General features: G+C 59.9%; 14 protein-coding genes and 2 pseudogenes. 10 read left to right on the top strand and 6 right to left on the bottom strand.

Annotation, left to right across the window (positions count from 1 at the left end):
• Window positions 1-376: 376 nt before the first annotated feature.
• From AC3IYG_RS04125 to AC3IYG_RS04095, 7 genes and pseudogenes are all read left to right on the top strand, one after another.
• The gene (locus AC3IYG_RS04125; RefSeq protein WP_489312473.1) at window positions 377-991 is read left to right on the top strand and encodes a TetR/AcrR family transcriptional regulator; all 615 of its coding nucleotides are present in this window, start codon (window positions 377-379) and stop codon (window positions 989-991) included.
• A 76-nt stretch (window positions 992-1,067) separates the two neighbouring features.
• Entirely contained in the window at window positions 1,068-2,156 is a 1,089-nt protein-coding gene (locus tag AC3IYG_RS04120; RefSeq protein ID WP_489312471.1) for a VOC family protein, read from the top strand.
• A gap of 175 nt (window positions 2,157-2,331) precedes the next feature.
• The gene (locus AC3IYG_RS04115) at window positions 2,332-3,288 is read left to right on the top strand and encodes a fumarylacetoacetate hydrolase family protein (protein WP_489312469.1); all 957 of its coding nucleotides are present in this window, start codon (window positions 2,332-2,334) and stop codon (window positions 3,286-3,288) included.
• Window positions 3,288-5,189: an acyl-CoA synthetase gene (locus AC3IYG_RS04110; RefSeq protein WP_489312467.1), complete on the top strand. Its 1,902-nt coding sequence runs from the start codon at window positions 3,288-3,290 to the stop codon at window positions 5,187-5,189. Before AC3IYG_RS04115 ends, AC3IYG_RS04110 begins: the two co-directional genes overlap by 1 nt.
• Before the next feature lie 162 nt (window positions 5,190-5,351).
• On the top strand, window positions 5,352-7,241 hold the full coding sequence (locus tag AC3IYG_RS04105) for a DUF1302 domain-containing protein (RefSeq protein WP_489312466.1): 1,890 nt from the start codon (window positions 5,352-5,354) through the stop codon (window positions 7,239-7,241).
• Window positions 7,242-7,256: 15 nt separating this feature from the next.
• Complete coding sequence (locus AC3IYG_RS04100) at window positions 7,257-8,615, top strand: DUF1329 domain-containing protein (RefSeq protein ID WP_489312464.1); 1,359 nt, start codon at window positions 7,257-7,259, stop codon at window positions 8,613-8,615.
• 146 nt (window positions 8,616-8,761) lie between these two features.
• Window positions 8,762-9,698, top strand: a pseudogene (locus AC3IYG_RS04095) (outer membrane protein transport protein); the annotation flags it as partial.
• 35 nt (window positions 9,699-9,733) lie between these two features.
• Here AC3IYG_RS04095 and AC3IYG_RS04090 read toward each other — a convergent pair.
• Window positions 9,734-9,988 (bottom strand): annotated as a pseudogene (locus tag AC3IYG_RS04090) (transposase); the annotation flags it as partial.
• Between the two features lie 240 nt (window positions 9,989-10,228).
• On the opposite strand from AC3IYG_RS04090, the gene AC3IYG_RS04085 reads away from it, so the two are divergent.
• On the top strand, window positions 10,229-11,911 hold the full coding sequence (locus AC3IYG_RS04085) for a SulP family inorganic anion transporter (RefSeq protein WP_489312462.1): 1,683 nt from the start codon (window positions 10,229-10,231) through the stop codon (window positions 11,909-11,911).
• Between the two features lie 422 nt (window positions 11,912-12,333).
• Here AC3IYG_RS04085 and AC3IYG_RS04080 read toward each other — a convergent pair whose 3' ends face one another.
• The 4 genes from AC3IYG_RS04080 to AC3IYG_RS04065 all read right to left on the bottom strand — a co-directional run bounded on the left by AC3IYG_RS04080 (window position 12,334) and on the right by AC3IYG_RS04065 (window position 14,808).
• Window positions 12,334-12,777: a potassium channel family protein gene (locus tag AC3IYG_RS04080; RefSeq protein ID WP_489312460.1), complete on the bottom strand. Its 444-nt coding sequence runs from the start codon at window positions 12,775-12,777 to the stop codon at window positions 12,334-12,336.
• A 151-nt stretch (window positions 12,778-12,928) separates the two neighbouring features.
• Complete coding sequence (locus AC3IYG_RS04075; RefSeq protein ID WP_489312458.1) at window positions 12,929-13,210, bottom strand: DUF2252 family protein; 282 nt, start codon at window positions 13,208-13,210, stop codon at window positions 12,929-12,931.
• Window positions 13,211-13,365: 155 nt separating this feature from the next.
• On the bottom strand, window positions 13,366-13,863 hold the full coding sequence (locus AC3IYG_RS04070) for a hypothetical protein (protein WP_489312456.1): 498 nt from the start codon (window positions 13,861-13,863) through the stop codon (window positions 13,366-13,368).
• Window positions 13,864-13,890: 27 nt separating this feature from the next.
• Complete coding sequence (locus AC3IYG_RS04065) at window positions 13,891-14,808, bottom strand: OB-fold protein (protein ID WP_489312454.1); 918 nt, start codon at window positions 14,806-14,808, stop codon at window positions 13,891-13,893.
• Between the two features lie 238 nt (window positions 14,809-15,046).
• Between AC3IYG_RS04065 and AC3IYG_RS04060 the strand changes: the two genes are divergently transcribed.
• Together AC3IYG_RS04060 and AC3IYG_RS04055 are read left to right on the top strand one after the other, a co-directional pair.
• Window positions 15,047-15,649, top strand: coding sequence for a TetR/AcrR family transcriptional regulator (locus AC3IYG_RS04060; RefSeq protein WP_489312453.1), 603 nt, complete (start codon window positions 15,047-15,049; stop codon window positions 15,647-15,649).
• 969 nt (window positions 15,650-16,618) lie between these two features.
• On the top strand, window positions 16,619-17,662 hold the full coding sequence (locus tag AC3IYG_RS04055) for a sterol desaturase family protein (RefSeq protein WP_489312451.1): 1,044 nt from the start codon (window positions 16,619-16,621) through the stop codon (window positions 17,660-17,662).
• Window positions 17,663-17,882: 220 nt separating this feature from the next.
• On the opposite strand, the gene AC3IYG_RS04050 is transcribed toward AC3IYG_RS04055, so the two are convergent.
• A complete protein-coding gene (locus AC3IYG_RS04050) occupies window positions 17,883-18,770 on the bottom strand; it encodes a DUF2950 domain-containing protein (RefSeq protein ID WP_489312450.1) in 888 nt (295 codons plus the stop codon).
• Between the last annotated feature and the right edge of the window lie 8 nt (window positions 18,771-18,778).

Genomic DNA, 18,778 nt, shown 5'->3' with positions numbered 1-18,778 from the left:
CAGCCATCGCTACGGACCAAAGCCTTTGCAGCAACAAGTCGGCAGGCACGGAGCTCCTTCAAGCGTTCTCAATCCGCCGAGGCAAGGCCCGCCTGCAGTCGGGGCATCGGATGATCGACATCGACCCAGCCGGCTTGATGCCCCTATCGAGAGGGCGAACCAAAAGCAACCACGAATTGAACACGCGTGTACATCAAAGTCAATATGCACAACCTCGACAATCCCCATATAGCTTACTGACGCAGCCAAAACACCCTGAAATCACAGGCATATAACGTTTTCTGCATTGCGATGCGGATTCTCAATGCAAAAACATTGTTGACGGAAATCGAACACGCATGTTCAATCAACCCATGAGCAATCTTGGAGAAAATGCGTGGAATCCCTGAATCCGACACAGCGCCGCATTCATCAGGCTGCTTTTCGCCTGTTCGCTGAAAAAGGCACTTCTCAGGTGAACATCCTCGACCTTGCGCAAGAGGCAGGCGTGGCGCGCGGAACGATCTATAGCAACATCGAGAGCATGGAAAGCCTGTTCGAGGCGGTCGCCAGCCATCTCGCGGGGGAGATGCATGAACGCATCAAGAAGAGCTTCGACTCCCTCGAAGATCCTGCTCAACGCCTGGCCAACGGCATTCGACTCTTCATTCGTCGCGCGCACGAGGACTCCCAATGGGGAGCCTTCATCCATAAATTCGCCATGAGCAATACCTCGTTGCGGGAAATGTTCACCAGCCAGGCGACTGCGGATCTTCTGAACGGACTTTCCACTGGCCGGTACAAGTTCCAGCAGGCGCAATTGCTTTCCGTCATGACGCTGATAACGAGCAGCGTCCTGGGCTCGATTTTCCTGGTGCTGGAAGGGCACCGAACGTGGCGCGAATCGGGCTCCGACATGGCCGAGCTGGTGCTCCGATCATTGGGTGTGCCCCCAGAAGAGGCTCGCGCACTGGCGACCACCGAGTTGCCGGCACTGCCCACTCTCGACTGACGGCTAAACTAGACAACATCCCTGGAGTTTCAGGGAGCGGGTCGGCTTTGCTCTGAAAACCCGGAAAACAACAACAATGAACAGCAGAAATGAATTGCCCCGCCTGGCGACACAACACCCTGCCCGGCATCCTGCCCCCACGGTCAAGGCGCATCGTCTCGCCCACCTGATCTTCGAGCGACCCGACCTCGATGAGGCGGCGCGTTTCCTGACCGACTTCGGCCTGACCGTCAGCCATCGGGATGCCGATACGCTTTATCTGCGAGCGGCCGAACCCTCGCCCTACTGCTACCGCATCCATCGCGCGGCGCAGACGCGTTTTCTCGGTTTCGGCCTGGAAGTTGGCAGTCTGGACGACCTGAACCGCCTGGCCCAGCTCGGCGGAGCCTCCGCCATCGAAGCGATCAAGCATCCGGGCGGCGGCAAGCAGGTCAGACTGCTTGATCCTTCCGGATTCATGGTGGAAGCCATCTGCGGGCAGACCCCCAGTGAGCCGCTCCCGCACAGGCCCGCCCTTCTGCTCAACCTAGTGGAACATCCGCGCATCAACAGCACTCAGCGACCGCCGGTAGCGCCGCCGGAAGTGCTGCGGCTCGGCCATGTGGTCCTGGAGGTCGCCGATTACCAGGCGACCTGCGCCTGGTATACCCAGCATCTCGGTTTCATTCCCAGCGACGTGCAGGTCCTTCCCGACGGCACGCCTATCGTCACCTTCATGCGCCTGGACCTCGGCGATACTCCCGCCGATCACCATACCCTCGCCATTGCCCAGGGCTTCATGGCGACCTACAGCCACAGTGCCTATGAGCTCGTGGATGCCGATGCGGTGGGCATGGGCCAGCGCGTCTTGCGGGAGCGGGGCTGGAAGCACGCCTGGGGCATCGGCCGACACATCCTGGGCAGCCAGATCTTTGACTATTGGCAGGACCCCTGGGGTGACAAGCACGAGCACTACTGCGACGGCGACATCTTCACCTCCGCGCAGCCCACTGGCGTCCATTTAGTCAGCCCCGAGGCCATGGCGCAGTGGGGGCAGCGCATGCCCAAGAGCTTCACGCAGCCCAAGCTGAGCCTGGCCAATCTGCGCGCGCTGATCCGCAACCTGCGACGCAGCCCGGACCTGACGCTGCGCAAACTGATAACGCTCATGCGCATGTTCGGCTAGAGCTGCCGTCATGTCGGAAAACTCAACCAAATATGGCCGGCGGGATGTGCTTAAAGCCGGCGCGTTGATCGCCGGCGGCTCACTGGTCTATAGCCTTGCCGGCCCCCATTCAGAACAACACCAAAGTCCTCGCACCACCGAGCGCGAGACAAACGCTGCCCCAGGAGTGCCTTCAATGCCTGCTGTACATGTAGTCCGCTTTGAATATCAGAACGCTATCCACTGGGGCGTTATCCGCCAGGGCCGTATAACGGTCGTTCCCGGTGCTTTCGAAACCACCGGCGAGTTCATCCGCCAGAACAGCATCGAAGATCTCGCTCAATTGAAGGGTACGGAGTTGGCTGAGGGCGAGGTGAAACTGCTGTCGCCGCTGACCCGTAACCAGCAATTCGTCTGCCAGGGCGCCAACTACCGGCAGCACATGATCGAGTCGGGCATGGACCCGGACGCGAAGAAGTTCAACATGATCTTCACCAAGGCGACCAGCTGCCTGGTGGCGGCGGACAGCGACCTGATCAAGCCGCGCAACGTGCGCTTCCTGGACTACGAGATCGAACTGGGCCTGGTGATGAAGCGCGCGATCACTGGCGCCACCACGGTTACCGACGCCAACCTGCATGAATTCATCGCCGGCGTGGTCATCGTCAACGACTACTCGGCGCGCGACATCCAGATTCCGCAGATGCAATTCTACAAGGGCAAGAGCTTCCGCACTTTCGGCCCGGTCGGTCCTTACCTCTGCCTGCTGGATGCCAAGGACATGCATTACCTGAAGGCACTGCAGCTGCGCCTGACGGTCAACGGCCAGGTGCGCCAGGACGACAGCACGGCCAACCTGGTCTACGGCCCCGCGGAAACCCTCACCGAACTCTCGTCGGTTCAGGATCTCGACGCCGGCGACCTGCTCGCCACCGGCACCCCGGCCGGCTGCGCCTTGAGCATCCCCTCCCCGGCCAAACAACGCATCGCCGCCCTGATGCCGGAAGCCACCAAATGGAAGCTGTTCCTCAAGGCCCAGGAGAGCCGGACGCAGTATCTCAAGCCGGGCGACGTGGTCGAGGCGCGCATTCGCAGTGCCGATGGCGTGATTGACCTGGGCGTGCAACGCAACCGCGTCGTGGGGGAAGCCTAATGAAAGTGCAGACCCTGAACGACATCGAAAATCTCGAATTAGTCCCGCTGGCGGAGCGCGGCTTGGCGCCCAGCACCTACGAAGCGTTGCGACTCGCCGCCGAGCGCACCCCCCAGGCGCCGGCGCTCAGCTTCTTTGCCGATGCGGCCGACTTCAAGCGCACCCACGACTGGAACTACGCCGAGCTGTTCGCCGATATCACCCGTGCGGCCAATGCCTTCCACGACCTGGGCATAGAATCGGGTGAAGTGGTCGCCTTTATCCTGCCCAACCTGCCGGAAACCCACTTCACCATCTGGGGCGGCGAAGCGGCGGGCATCGCCATGGCGGTCAATCCGCTGCTGGAGGCCAAGCAGATGGCTGGCTTGCTGCACGCCGCCAAAGCATCCGTGGTGGTGATGCTCGCGCCGATGCCCGGCAGTGACCTGTGGCCCAAGCTGGCCTCGCAACTGGATCAACTGCCCGCGATCAAGCACATCGTTTGGGTCAGCATGGAACCCTATGTCAGCGAACCTGTGCGTGGCGTCCTCAGAGCGCTGGCGCAGCAAGAGCGAGACCTGCACAGCGGTGTCGCGATCCATGAGCTACGAGCGCTGATGGACGCTCAGCCAGGCACGCACCTCAAAAGTGGTCGGCAAATCCGCAAAGATGAGCGCTCCTCCTACTTCTGCACCGGCGGCACCACCGGACTACCCAAGATCGCTGCGCGCACCCATGGCTCGGAAGTCTTCAACGCCTGGGCCATGGCCGCCCATATGGCACCCCGCAACGGCAGCCAGGTGATTTTTTGTGGACTGCCACTGTTCCATGTCAACGGGCAACTGGTAACTGGTTTGATGCCCTGGACCCAGGGCGACCATGTGATCCTGGGCACGCCGCAAGGCTACCGCGGCGAGGGCGTGCTCGCCCGCTTCTGGGAGATGGTGGAACACTTCGGCATCAACTTCTTCTCCGGTGTGCCAACTGTCTATGCAGCGCTCTTGCAGACCGAGCTGGAGGGCCGCGACCTTTCCAGCCTGCGTTATGCACTCTGCGGCGCCGCGCCGATGCCGGTGGAGCTGTTCCGCGAGTTCGAGCTACGCACCGATGTAAAGATCCTCGAAGGTTATGGTCTCACCGAAGGCGCCTGCGCTTCCTCGGTCAATCCTCTGCATGGTGAGCGCCGCATCGGCTCCATCGGCATACGGATCGCCTACCAGGATATGCGCGCGATCGTGCTCGATGATGCCGGCGAGTACCTGCGCGATGCCGAGGTGGATGAGGTCGGCCTGATCACCATCAGTGGCCCGAACCTGTTCGACGGCTATCTGGAGGAGAGCCATAACCGGGGACTGTGGATCGCTATCGACGGCCAGCGCTGGCTCAACACCGGCGATCTGGGCCGCCAGGACGCCCAGGGTTACTTCTGGCTGACCGGACGCAAGAAGGAACTGATCATCCGCGGCGGCCACAATATCGACCCCAAGCAGATCGAAGAAGCCTTGCAGGCCCACCCGTCCGTGGCCCTGGTCGCGGCCGTGGGTTGCCCCGACGCCCACGCCGGCGAAGTACCGGTCGCCTACGTGCAGTTGAATCCGGGCGCCAGCGGCGACGTGCAGGAATTGCTGGCGTATGCCACGCAACACATCGCCGAACGGGCCGCCGTACCGAAGCGCATCGAGATCCTCGACGCCCTGCCATTGACCCCGGTCGGCAAGATCTTCAAGCCCGCCCTGCAACAGCGTGAGATCGCCCAAGTGGTGCGCCAGGAAGCCGAGCGCAGCGGCCTTGCCGGCATCGCGGTGGAAGTCGTACAGGATGCCCGCCGGGGGCTGGTCGTGCAGTTGGCCGCCTGCCCTGATCGGGAGCGCTTAGCCAGCGCACTGGGGCGCTACAGCTTTCAGGTCGAGTGGCTGCCATAAACAGAACGTTTCTAAACCCTCGGTCATGCCCATAGCCACCAGCTATACCAAGATATACACCTAGTTTATGCAACCCCGTCAGTTCCACTTTTAGCACCGGAGCCAGTAGCACAAACCCCAATCAAACAGCGTGCCAGACAACAACAACAAGAGGTAATGAACATGAACAATACACGAGTCTCTTGGCGGCATGCCCGCCTGCCACTGGCCATTGGTTTGGCCAACAGTCTAGCCCTGCCGGTCTATGGCATGACTTTCAACCTCGGCGAAATCGAAGGACAGTTCGACTCGTCGCTCAGCGTCGGCGCCAGCTGGGCACTGCGCGGCGCCGATCCTGAGCTGATCGGCGAGAACAACGGCGGCAAGGGCTTCGCCAGCGGCACCGACGATGGTCGCTTGAACTTCAAGAAGGGTGAGACCTTCTCGAAGATCTTCAAGGGGCTGCACGATCTCGAGCTGAAATATGGCGAGTCGGGCGTGTTCCTGCGCGGCAAGTACTGGTACGACTTCGAACTGAAGGACGAGAGCCGCCTGTTCAAGGACATCGACGATCACAACCGCAAGGAAGGCGCGCAGGCCTCCGGCGCCGAGTTGCTGGATGCCTTCCTCTACCACAACTACGTGATCGGCGAGCTGCCCGGCACCGTGCGTCTGGGCAAGCAGGTGGTCAGCTGGGGCGAGAGCACCTTCATCCAGGGCGGGATCAACAGCATCAACCCGGTGGACGTCTCCGCGTTTCGCCGCCCCGGTGCCGAGATCAAGGAAGGCCTGATCCCGGTGAACATGTTCTACCTGTCGCAGAACCTGACCGACAACCTGTCAGCCGAAGCCTTCTACCAGCTCGATTGGCAGCAGACGGTGATCGACAACTGCGGCACCTTCTTCTCGCAAAACGATTTCATCGCCGATGGCTGCGACACTCTCGCTGTCGGCCCCAATCTCAGCGCCAATCCGCTGGCCCAGGCGGCGCTGTCGCCCTTCGGCATCAACCTGGGTCCAGAAGGCATCGTGGTGCCGCGCGCCGGCGATGACGATGCGCGCGACAGCGGCCAGTGGGGAACGGCGCTGCGCTGGTTCGTGCCCACTCTGGACACCGAATTCGGCGCCTACTTCCTCAACTACCACAGCCGCCAGCCTTACGTCAGTTCGATTAGCAGCCCGAATATCGCCGACCTGAATTTTGTCCCACAGCTCTGCGCCAACCTCGGCATCACTGACCCTGCGGTCTGCGCTGCCGCCAGCGGCTCGCCCGTCGGCCAGCAGCTGGCCGGGGCTTATCGCCTCGGCACCTCCCAGTATCAGGTGGCCTACCCGGAGGATATTCGCCTGTATGGCCTGAGTTTCGCCACCACCCTGCCGATCGGCACGGCCTTGTCCGGCGAGATCAGCTACCGGCCCAACATGCCCATGCAGCTCAATGCCGTCGATCTGGTCCTGGCCAGCACCGGCGACCCCGCCGTCTCGCCGATGCTCTCCTCGGGTGCCTATTCGCCGGTCAACTCAAGCCTGATGCAAGGCTATCAACGCAAACCCATGACCCAGGCGCAGGTCACGGCCGTGCATTTCTTCGACCAGATCATGGGCGCCGATCGCCTGACCCTGGTCGGCGAAGTCGGCGTGACACATGTCGGCGATCTGGAGGGCACAGGAGGCCTGCGCTATGGCCGCGATCCGGTGTTCGGCCAGGGCGAGCTGCATCCGGACAACAGCCTGTGCCGCACGGTCACCAGTGCCAACACCGCGCAGAATTGCAACGACGATGGCTTTCTCACCAGCACCTCCTGGGGCTATCGCGCCCGTGCGATCTGGGAATACAGCAACCTGATTCAGGCGGTGACGCTCAAGCCGAACCTGGCCTGGTCCCACGATGTTGACGGTTATGCCCCCGAGCCGGGCTTCAACGAGGGCAGCAAGGCCATCAGCCTGGGACTGGATGCCGAGTACCGCAATACCTACAACGCCAGCCTGTCATACACCGACTTCTTCGGCGGCGATTACAACACCAACATCGATCGCGACTTCGTCGCGCTCAGCTTCGGCATGTCCTTTTAAGCAGGAGAGCAGATCATGAAACGCTTAATGCAAAGCACGAGCCTGGGTCTGTCGCTTCTGGCAGGCGCGGCACTGGCTGCCGTCACCCCAGAGCAAGCCGCTCAGCTCGGTAAAACCCTGACCCCGCTCGGCGCAGAGCAAGCCGGCAACGCCGACGGCAGCATCCCCGCCTGGATCGGCGGCCTAGGTGCGGATAGCGGCGGCAAGAATGCCGAGGGCTTTCTCGCCGACCCTTACGCCAGCGAGCAGCCGCTGTTCACCATCGATGCGCAGAACGCCGGGCGCTATCAGGACAAACTGAGCCCCGGTCAGTTGGCCATGTTGAAGCGTTATCCCAACTCCTATCGGCTGCCGGTCTACCCCAGCCACCGCAGCGTCGCGCTCCCCGATTCCGTCTACCGCGCGGCGCAGCACAACGCGCTCCATACCCAACTGGTGGGAGGCGGCAACGGCCTGGCCAACTTCCAGACCGCCTACCCCTTTCCGCTCCCGCAAAACGGTCAGGAGGCGGTCTGGAACCACCTCACCCGCTACCGCGGCGGCAGCATGCGGCGCATCAGCGTGCAGGCCACTCCAGAGAAAGACGGCAGCTTCACCCCGGTGTACTTCAAGATGCAGCTCACCTACCGCGACCAGCTGAAGGACTTCGATCCGGCCAATCCGGGCAACGTGCTGTTCTATTACAAGGAGCTGGTCAGCGCCCCGGCGCGCCTGGCCGGTAATGTATTGCTGGTGCACGAGACCCTCGACCAGGTAAAGGAGCCGCGCCTGGCCTGGATCTACAACGCCGGCCAACGCCGCGTGCGGCGTGCTCCCCAGGTGGCCTACGACGGCCCCTACCCCGCCTCCGAGGGCCAGCGCGTGGGTGACAACTTCGACATGTACAACGGCGCACAGGACCGTTACGACTGGAAGCTGATCGGCAAACGCGAGCTGTATATCCCCTACAACAGCTTCAAGCTGGATTCGCCCCAGCTGAAGTACCAGGACATAGTCCAGGCTGGCCACCTCAACCCGGACTTCACCCGTTACGAGCTGCATCGGGTCTGGGTGGTGGAGGCCACCCTGAAGCCGGGCGAGCGACATGTCTATGCCAAGCGGGTGTTCTTTATCGACGAGGACTCCTGGCAGATAGTCCTGGCCGACCACTACGACGCCCGCGGCACTCTCTGGCGGGTCGCCGAAGGCCATCTGCAACCCTATTACGACGCCCAGGTTCCCTGGCTGGCGGTGGAAACCCTGTATGACCTGCTCAATGGCCGCTACATAGTGTCGGGCATGAAGAACCAGGAAAAGCAGGCCGTCGAATTCGGCGTCAAAACCCTCGCCGCCGACTACACCCCGGCCGCCTTGCGCAACTCCGGGATCCGTTAAATAACGTTACTTAGTTGAAGGCCACAAGCCCGAGACCTAGGCCGCCACCACAACTGGCGGCCTTTTTTATTTCAGCCAGCAACTCGGAGACCTGTGCGGTCGTTTCAGGCCACCTGAAACAGTCTGCTGTTTAAGACGCCTGCTTTGGCCTCTATGTTCCGAGTGGCCTCATCAATGATTTCGAGAGCACTTTTCAGGGCCGTTACCATGGCTCCTATAGCGAGACCCGGGAGATAACCCTGCAGCCCACCATGACCTATCGAATCAATGATTACTTATCCATTGGTGGCGGCCCGACCCTGAACCGCTTCGATGCGAAACTTCAGAACAATTTGGCCACCGGCAGCCTGAACAACGCCAAGGAGACTCTGGTCGCTATCAAGGGGGACGATACGGCTATTGGCTATGAACGTCGGCCTCTTGGTTGACTTGAGTGATGCAATTAGTTGGGGGATCACCTATCACTCGAAGGTGAGCTATCGCCTCAAAGGACATACCGAGGTTTCTGGCTCCCCGAGCTTTCTCTCGCTGGACGGAAATTATGACGCCAAGATAGATCTTGATATGCCCGAATCAGTGGATACATCCATCACCCATCGTTTCAACAGCCGCTGGACCGGATACCTGGGGACCACCTGGACACGTTGGAGCCGGCTCGACAAGTTCGAGGCAGTCAATAGCAATGTTTCCGCCATCGGCCAGAGTGCCGGCCTGAGGCGTGTGGGCGAGAAATTGAACTGGCACGACACCTGATCCACTGCGGTTGGCGCATCCTATCAACTGACCCCGTAATGGTTGCTACGCGCAGGCTACGCCTATGATCCGGCTCCAGTTGGAAATGCCGAGCGCAGCGTGCGCATTCCGGTTGGTAACCGCAAAGCCGTGACCTTGGGCGCCGCTTATTCGCCGAATCCCGATCTGACGATAGACTTTGCTTATGGTTATCTCTGGGACTCCAGAGCGTCAGTAAAGCAGTCGAATAATTCCGTTCGCACCGCCCCCCATTTCAAGCCGTTTTTTTTCAACCTACCGGCCTTATTCTGTGTTTATGGGGCCGATTTCTGCACTCATTTTGCTGATTAGCGGGCTAGCCCCGTCTTTCAGACGGATTTATCCCGCCGGCTGTCGTAGACGGCATCTTCGGTACCTTCATCGGAGAAACCGAAACACTGCTGCACGACATACATGCGCAGCATGCGCGACACCCCAATCGCAGGGCGCCCGCGCTTGCCTGTGGTGTCGCTATAGAACGGAGCCAATTGCGCCTCCAGTTGTGCCCAGGGCACCAGCTGTTCAAGGTCAGCCAGGAAGCGATCTCGGCGAGTCTGCTTTTTCTTGCCGGTGTATTCGAGTTCGGAGAAGGTCTTCTTCACGCGCGTAACAAGGCTCACGGAGAGGGGGCTGGTTGAAGGTGCTCAGCGTGCCAAGGGTGGGGGCCGCTGGCTATTTTTGCAGCGTCTCCTTAAAGGTACGCATTGCACCGATCCTTCAAATGGGCTTACGTTTCAGTCAGGCCTCAGTACGAATGCCGAACGCGAAGGATGCACTCAAGCGCATACTGGAAATGGAATCATTCGGCGTTCTAAGCAGCTCAACCAACTAGGAGAGGCAGTGTGAAGCTGCATCTGAAGACTTCGAAGGCAGCTCACTCCAACACCGCTTCACTTCGCCTCAACGTAGTGTCGGGTCTCACGGCGGCTGCGGTCGTACTGCCCAAAGCAATGGCCTACGCGACCGTCGCGGGCTTACCTGTTGCCGTCGGTCTGTATACAGCCTTCGTCCCGATGATGATCTACGCACTCCTGGGAACGTCGCGAGTGCTCAGCGTCAGTTCCACTGCCACGCTGGCGATCTTGGCCGGTGCGCAGATCGGCTTGGCCGTACCGGACGGCGACCCAGGGAAGCTGATCACAGCAACTGCAACTCTAACCGCGCTGGTTGGCACGATGCTGCTCCTGGCGCGACTGATACGCCTGGGATTTCTCGCGAGCTTCATTTCCTCCCCTGTGTTGTGCGGCTTCAAAGCGGGGGTCGGCCTTGTGATCGTGCTGGACCAGGTGCCAAAACTCCTGGGCATCCACATCGCCAAACAAGGTTTTTTTGTCGACTTCCTCAACATCGTGAATCACGTGCCGGAGAGTTCCCTGATCACGCCTGCGGTAGCTGCTGCGGCACTCCTGATGCTCATCGGAATGGAACGCCTGTGGGCACATTCGCCTGCGCCGCTGGTTGTGGTTGGTGGCAGCATTGCCGCTTCATGGTACTTCGGCCTACAGGCTCTCGGAGCTTCGACAGTCGGCGTGATTCCACAAGGGCTACCATCATTCACGCTACCCGATCTCGCGCTGATCGAGCAGATGGTGCCTGGTGCGCTCGGGATCGCGCTGATGAGCTTTACCGAAACGATTGCGGCGGGTCGTGCTTTTATCCGCCCAGGCGATCCCCCCATCAATGCGAACCGCGAGTTGATCGCCACCGGGCTCGGCAACCTCGGTGGCGCACTGCTCGGCGCGATGCCGGCCGGTGGTGGCACCTCACAGACGGCGGTTGTACGCGCCACCGGAGGGCAGTCTCAGGCGGTCTCAATTGTCACTGCCGGTGTGGCTTTGGCCACGATGCTGCTGCTCTCGGGATTACTCGGGTTCCTACCTCACGCCACACTTGCCGCAATCGTCATCTACTACTCGGTCGGGCTGATCCAGCCGCGAGAATTCCTGGCTATTCGTAAGGTGCGCCCAATGGAATTCCACTGGGCGCTCGTAGCCGCGCTCGGGGTACTGCTGTTTGGCACGTTGCAGGGGATCACGGTGGCGATCGTCGTGTCGTTGCTCAGCTTGGCCTACCAGACCGCCCGTCCGCACGTGTACGCACTTGGTCGCAAGCCTGGCACCGACGTGTTGCGCCCCTTGTCAGAGAAACACCCTGATGATGAGACTTTCGAGGGGCTGCTGATCGTGCGACCGGAAGGACGCCTTTATTTCCTCAACGCGGACTATGTGAAGGAGCAGATCATTGCGCTGGAGGAGCAGTATCAGCCGCGTGTGGTTGTCTGGGACATGAGTGCGGTGAACGATATCGAATACTCGGCACTGCAAGCGCTGATAGAGGGCGAGAAACACTTGACCGAACTGGGCACCAGTCTCTGGCTGGCGGGGTTGAATCCCGGCGTACTTGAGATGGTGCGACGTGCCGGGTTCGACAAAAAACTGGGGCACGAGCGCATGCTGTTCAACGTCCATGCAGCGATCGAGTGCTATCAAGCACAGGAACCAACCCTGGTGGATGCCGCGCAGTAGCCCAGGTATTGGATGCGGAATTCCTGCTAGAAGCGAGCCTCGTACAGACGATCCCAGTCAATTGCGGCGGAGCGATCGGCAATGGCTACGAGGTGCAAACTTGTCACTCGGACCTGCAACTGGTCTGGCGTAGCTGATCCGAGCGTCGCAGGTGGAGGCACTCGCCCCCATGCTGGGAACTTTTTCGCTAGCGTCGCGACTTCGTTCCGGTGAAGCGTTGTTCGCTAGCTGAACGAAGAGGTCATTTATCTGGTCAAGCAGGCAGTGCCTGGTTTGCGCTGATTCTGTATCGACTTTTCGGTGATTGATGATGTCGACTACTCGGCTGCGGAAACCAACCGCAACCTGGCAAAGGAACCCACATGAACGTATCTCTAGCTCAAGCCCGGGCATTGCAGCGCAGCGCTTGCTGAAGAACGTCATCAGGGCTTGTGGCCGTCGTCGTTTTTCGTGCGGAACAACTGGTGAATATGATTGACCACAGCGAAGAAGACACCCGTGGATAAACCGCACATGAGGATGCCGGTCAAGCCCTCCATCAACCCGAACAGACGCCAGGGCTTCACCAGCACCACGTCACCGTAACCAATCGTCGCGTAGGTCACTCCAGAGAAGTAGAACGCCGTTTCGAGATCGGGCAGACACCCCTGCCACACATAGAACATCCCCCAGATCGAGATCGCCATCACATGCAGCAGAATCATGTAGCAGGCAACCCACACCAACCGCGTGATGATGGCCCCTAGTTGCCCCAGGGGAACATTTTCCCTGTGAGCCAGAAACTTCAGCATCAAGGCCAGACCGACTGCATGCACGACCACGGTAATGGCCGCCAGCCCCCATGCGAAAAAGATGATCGAATACATCAGTGCTCCTTCAGGACGTCAGCCCGGCAGGCTGACATCCAGTCTCGCGGTTTATGTGGCGCATGCGGCCTTTCCGGAAAACAGGTTTCACCTGGCACAAACCGCTATTGCTCAAGCAGCGCTTCTATCCGGCCAGAGTGTACGGCCTCCGTCAGGGCCAAAAAATCCCGCTCGGTCTGGTCGGCGTAAGATGTGGAAAACGCCGCCAAAGCGTGTTCAAGGCGTAGCCCTTACCTAAATAGCCGCTGATGGTCGCAGCATCGCCGGATTTCGCGTGGGCCCTTGCCAGAGTCCAGCCGCACACTTGTACATAGTGCCTGAGCTGAGCAGTCGAACATCTTTCCACCGGGAGGGTGAACTTCATGTCCCTTAATTGGCGATGCTGATGCCGGCCACGCACCCACCCCAGAAATATATCGCTGGAGGACTGCATTAACTACGGCCCCATGACGACTCGCTGCCCCTGCAAGCGAATTGTTCAACGCCTCCCTAGAGCAGTAGCGGTACGACAACACGCGATTTACCGACCATGTCCTCTTCTCGTCGGGATACCTTTTCGCCCGTCGTGCCGGGCCAGTTCTGCCTGGGTCAGATCGCCAGAACGTGGCGCGCGGTTTCAAAGTAGCGCAGGCCGCTGGCACTGCACCGCTGCTCCTCTCCGGGTGAACTGACTTCGCCTGTCATTTCCTGGCCATCCCGGTCCAGGCCGATGACCGCGTCAACTTCATAGCAGTCGATGCCCTCGGCCACCGTCAGGGAGAAGAACTCTACGGTTTCATCGACCTCGACCCGGCGGACCTCGGTACCCAGCGACATTCCAGCGCTGAATACCTCGAAGTAGAGATCGACATAGCGAACGTCTTCGCCGTCCCCACGGCTCAGGACGCCGACTAAAGTCGGTTGGTCTTGAATTTCCTGCACCCAATGAGCGCGAAGTTGAGGCTGGGCGAGGGCAGCCGGTGAACCCAGGCCGCAAGCCAGCGACAGGAGCAGCAGGCAAAGGGCGTTCCCCGGTTTGCGCAGGAACCCCGAGGGGAGTCCCCACTCCAGACTGCGCGGGGCAGGAAAGCAAGTATGGGTCATCATGGAGTAGAACCTTAGGAATGCAGCGGATCAACGGCTGGAGACATGCCTTGCCAATGGCCGTATTACCAGCCATTGACGCCAACGATCGAGATCGCCCCTGGCCATTTCAAACAGGGCCCGCGTGTTGAAGGACTCGAGTGAGCTGACACACTGATCGAGGGAAGCCTGCTTGAGTCGGCACGGGTTATCTGCTGGGAGCCTGGTTCCGGTGAGGTAGGTCGCCAGAAAGTAGGAGGCGGCGAAATCGGAAGAAAACTCGTGCGCGCCACCGGCGTGCAGCCAGGTATTCATCTTGTCGGTGAGATGCGCTGCGTACTCCCGGGCCTCATTACTGAAGTCGACCGATTCGCAATCCGTCAGGTAGACCAGGCTGGCTCTGTCGTCGAGCGTCTTCCCATGCACCGTGCAATAAAGCCGCACATTTTCGCCTTTCAGAATGGGGCCGGTATAACGCTTGACGTCCTTGCGGAGAACCGCCTGAACATTGGAGAAAGTGGCATTACCAGGAAGTTCGACTATTACGTCATCGTTGAAGTTGATCCTGACGGCCACTATTTCTCCGCTGACAATTATTTTCTTGCCCTTGTAGGACTCATTGGCCGTCGCCTCGTCTTCTCCGTACATGGTTGCCAGTCTGGAACTCTGCAGCCGTTCTACCGGGCTGACTATGGACAGCTCCACCAAAGCCGACTTGCCGCCGGAAAGTCCTATCAGATAGTCCTGCTCCATTACATGGCGGAAAAAGCTCAACGCCCCCCTATCTACCGCGAGCCTCGGCTCTTTCTCGGCATGGCGAGAGTCCACTAGGGTCAAGTAGGCCCATTCACCGGCCCCGGCAACCGCCAGGAAAATGGCAAGCAGTCCGAGCAGGGTCCTCTGTCGCCCGCGTTTGTTGCGTACCGATTTAGCAGGGCTAGAGGTGAAGGATTCGATAGGTTGATTCATTGATAGCTCCTCGGATTCCTTGAGTTGTTCATTCGTAGATTCGGGCGAAAGCACCGACCGCGATGAGGCTTGCAGCCAGCAATCAACCGAGGACGTGCCGGGTGACAGGCGGCTGCGAGGCGTTTATCGCATTCATGGACGCACCGATATGTACTGTACGGTACAGTTTATATCCTTGACTTTGGCCCCCCGTCAAGAAAAACTGTACCGAACAGTTCAGTTCAATGAAGAGGGATACATGAGTAGAAGGAGCGCAAAGCGGCAGGCCATTCTGGACACTGCTTACCGGCTATTCCGTACGCAGGGGTTCGACAAGACATCGGTCTCACAAATAACCACCGAGGTCGGCGGCTCTAAGGCGACGATCTACAGCCACTTCCCCTCGAAGGAAGATCTGTTCGTCGAATGTATGGTGGGAGCCGCCGAGGAGTACATCGCGGGAGCCATTGCGCAGTTGGACACGTCTGGATCCGACCCAGGCTCAGTACTTCGGGATTTCGGAGTCAGTTTCCTGCGCTTGATCTGTTCCGCCGACATGGTGGCTGTGCGCCGCCTGATGATCGCCGAGGCGGACCGCTCCGATATCGGCAAACTGTTCTTCGCCAGGATTATCTCTCTGCGGGCGCACGTAGCAGCGTTTCTGTCCAAGAGCATGGCATTGGGAGTCTTGCGCCCCGCCGATCCCCAACTTGCCGCAGAGCACCTCCGCGCTCTACTGGAGGCTGACCTTGCCGAGCCCTTGCTGCTACACGTGCGGGAAAGCGCTCCAGATGAAAAGGAAATTGCGCTCGCGGCCGATCGAGCTGTTTTCATCTTTCTGAAGGCTTACGCGCCTGACTAGACGCTCACTATCTCATCAACCCTTGCAAGGTCATGAGCGAGTTCGAGATGGGCGAAGCTTCAGCACAAGGCGAGTGACTGCGATACAGAAGCCCCAGTAGCACCGCCAATGGCAACGCCCTGCTCATAGGCATATTCCGGGAAACGTGAGTCACGACTGACCACCTCGTCTCGAGAGAACCCCAAAAGGTTTCTATGCTCGGCACCGTGATTGTAAGAATTCCAACAAATCACTGGTTCAGGGCAAGCAGCCCAAAACCATTGATTTGAGCAGGGGTATAGCGTTTTAGGATTCAAATCCCCCCGGCACCAAACAAACATCTAAAGACGTCCACGGACGTCTTTTTTTGTGCCTGAAACCCAGTAAATACGGGGGTTTCAGCGTCATCACGATCCGATAGCGTCCAGCAGGATCCATGAGATTCGGTATTCCAAGCCGCCTGCTGGTAATTTCTGGAATACCAAAGCCATCCTTGGAATACCCATGTGCGCCCAAGCTACCGTCGTGCTGGGTTCTCAATTCACGCATGCGGCTGTGGCGAGACCCATTGATACCACTGCTGTGCGGAAACCTAAGGGCGAGACGGTAATCCCCCCTGACCTCTAGGCAGCTTGGTCGCCGCCCTGGCCAGGGCGCGGCGAAATGAGGTTATCGCCGGAATGAACGGGCCATGCAGCTTCCAATGGCGGACGATCTTGGCTTCCAGACCGATCGAGATTGGAATTGACCGTACCTTACCGCTCTTGGTCCCGCTGAAGGTGATCACTGCGTTACGTAGCCCTGTCGGCTTGAGCTTCTTGGCTTCTGACCAGCGCGCACCAGTCGCCAGACAGATCAAAACGATGATCGCGACATGAAGGTTATCGCCGCCGGTGCGGGTTCAGCGCTGGCATTTTCAACATGCGCAAAAAGGTTTGGTAATTCCTATCTGATTTACAATGCCCTCCCTTTGGCGGAGGCTAGTCTTTCGTGGATGTTTTCTCGCTTATCTATGGCCATCTGACCGACTTGGTGATCAAGCCGGTCACCGACCAGCTTCTCGGTATTTTCGATCTGAACGGGCGCCTCGGTGCACTGTTTCTCTTCACGTCCTACAGCATCGCCTACAGCCTGTTCCGATTCAGGAAGCATCGCGGGCTGACCGACGCGCGCTCGTTTGGGCAGTTCATCGGCGGCAGCCGGGTAAATTTCCATCGCTCGGCGTTGCTGGATTACCGGTACTACTTCGTGCGAGCCATCCTGAAAGTCGCGCTGGTGCTGCCCATCGTCGGCCTGGTTGACCCCTACATCCTGCGCTCCGGGGATTACATCTCTTTTTTCACCAACCTTTGGGGCGCACGCCCGCAACTGAATGAAAACCTCTCACTCTCCCTTCTCTACGGGCTGGGGGTATTTCTTGTGAAAGACTTTACGCATTACTGGACCCACCGGGCCTTTCATTCCCGATGGCTTTGGGCGTTTCACAAGGTTCATCATTCGGCGCCCGTCCTGGTACCGGCGACTGCGAGCCGGGTTCACTTTATGGAAAAGATTGTCGAGAAACTGACTACCGCCGTCTGCCTTAGCGTCTACGCCGGTGTCTTCTGGTACGCCTGTGGCGGGGAGATCAGCCGTTACACCCTGTTCGGCGTGACCTATCTGGTATTTATCTTCAATGGACTGGCGGCAAACCTGCGTCACAGCCATGTCTGGCTTTCGTTCGGGCCAGTAGTCGAGCATGTGCTGAACAGCCCGGCCCAGCACCAGATTCACCACAGTGACGCGCCCCGGCACTTCCACAAGAACTTCGGCACCAACCTGTCACTCTGGGACTGGATGTTCGGTACGCTCTATGTCACCACTTCGAAGCCCGAGATCATCCGATTCGGCACCGGGGAACAGGATCACGACCGTTACCTGACGATCTACAGCTTGATCGTCACCCCCTTTGTGGAAACAGCCCGCAAGATCCTCCCGGCGAAACGTCCGCAGACGGTTCCGCCCGGAGCTTCCGAAACGCCCTACTCGTCGTAATGGGCGGCCAGAGCGGCATGCGGTGTGAGGCACCCGGGCCGTACAAAGCCGCCACCCAGAATGCTGACCCGTCCGAGCGAAGGCTGCCCCGGCGTATCGGCCGAGGCTGACAAAGAATTGGGATCGCCGACAGGCGCGGCGAAGTGAGCCATGGGCAATCAGCGCATCCATCGACAGGCACTGATCGCCGCCTCAGTGACTGCTTCACACCCTGAGGAAGTCAGTCGACCTCGACCTCGACCTCGCTCCAGCTGCTGTCCGGATCGAAACGGGACATGGCCATCGCCAACTTCGCGCTATCCGGGCCCTGGTCCTTCTCGAACACCTGGCCCTCGTGGCTGATCATGAAGCTCATCACGCCGCTGTCGTCGTATTTGGCCGGCCACGCGATCAGGGCGAAGCCGCGGCTCATGTTGTCGCCGAGCGTGTAGTCGTAGGCGCCACCCGGCGCAGATGAGCCCTGGGCGCTGAGGATGCGGTAGTGGTAGCCGTGCCAGTCGTCTCCGGGCTTGGCCTCGCCGAACAGCGGACCGAGCGGGCTTTCCTCGATGCCCTCCTCCTCGGGCCAATACAGACCGTCGTACTGGCCATCGCTGCTGATGAACATCTGCGCGTACTCGAGCACATCGTCGCCGTCCCGGTCGACCTCGGCGTAGTCCATCTGTGCGTCGTAGTAGGCCTGCACCGCCTGCAGGGTGGCGACTTCGTTGCGGCCGATGCGGCGGGCGCGGATCTCTTCGGCGCCGGCTTTGAGGTCGAAGGCCCAACCGTGCTGGCTCTTCACGATCGGCAGCGGCAGTGTCCAAGGCGTGTTGCCGACCACAAGGTGCCCCCGACCTGGCTTGTCGACCTGGATCTCATGCTTCTCCCGGTAGTGGGTCAGGAAGGCATCGACGTCTTCGCGGTCGACGCTCTCGGTCGGGATATAGGTGCGCCAGTCGGCACCGAACAGAGCCGCCAGCCGTGCAGGATCGGCGCGCTCCGTACCGAGCGCGGCGACCAGTGCCTCGGCGGCGGCCTCCGGGTTGGGAAAGGCCTGCTGCGCACGCGCGCCTTGGGCCAGCACCGCCAGTAGCGCGACGGCGAAAATGCGAAATGCAGCATGCATGGCAAGTC

This window comes from Pseudomonas sp. KH_027 (assembly GCF_057838565.1).
The sequence above is the reverse complement of the archived record's forward strand: the minus strand, read 5'-3'. Positions and strand labels throughout refer to the sequence as shown.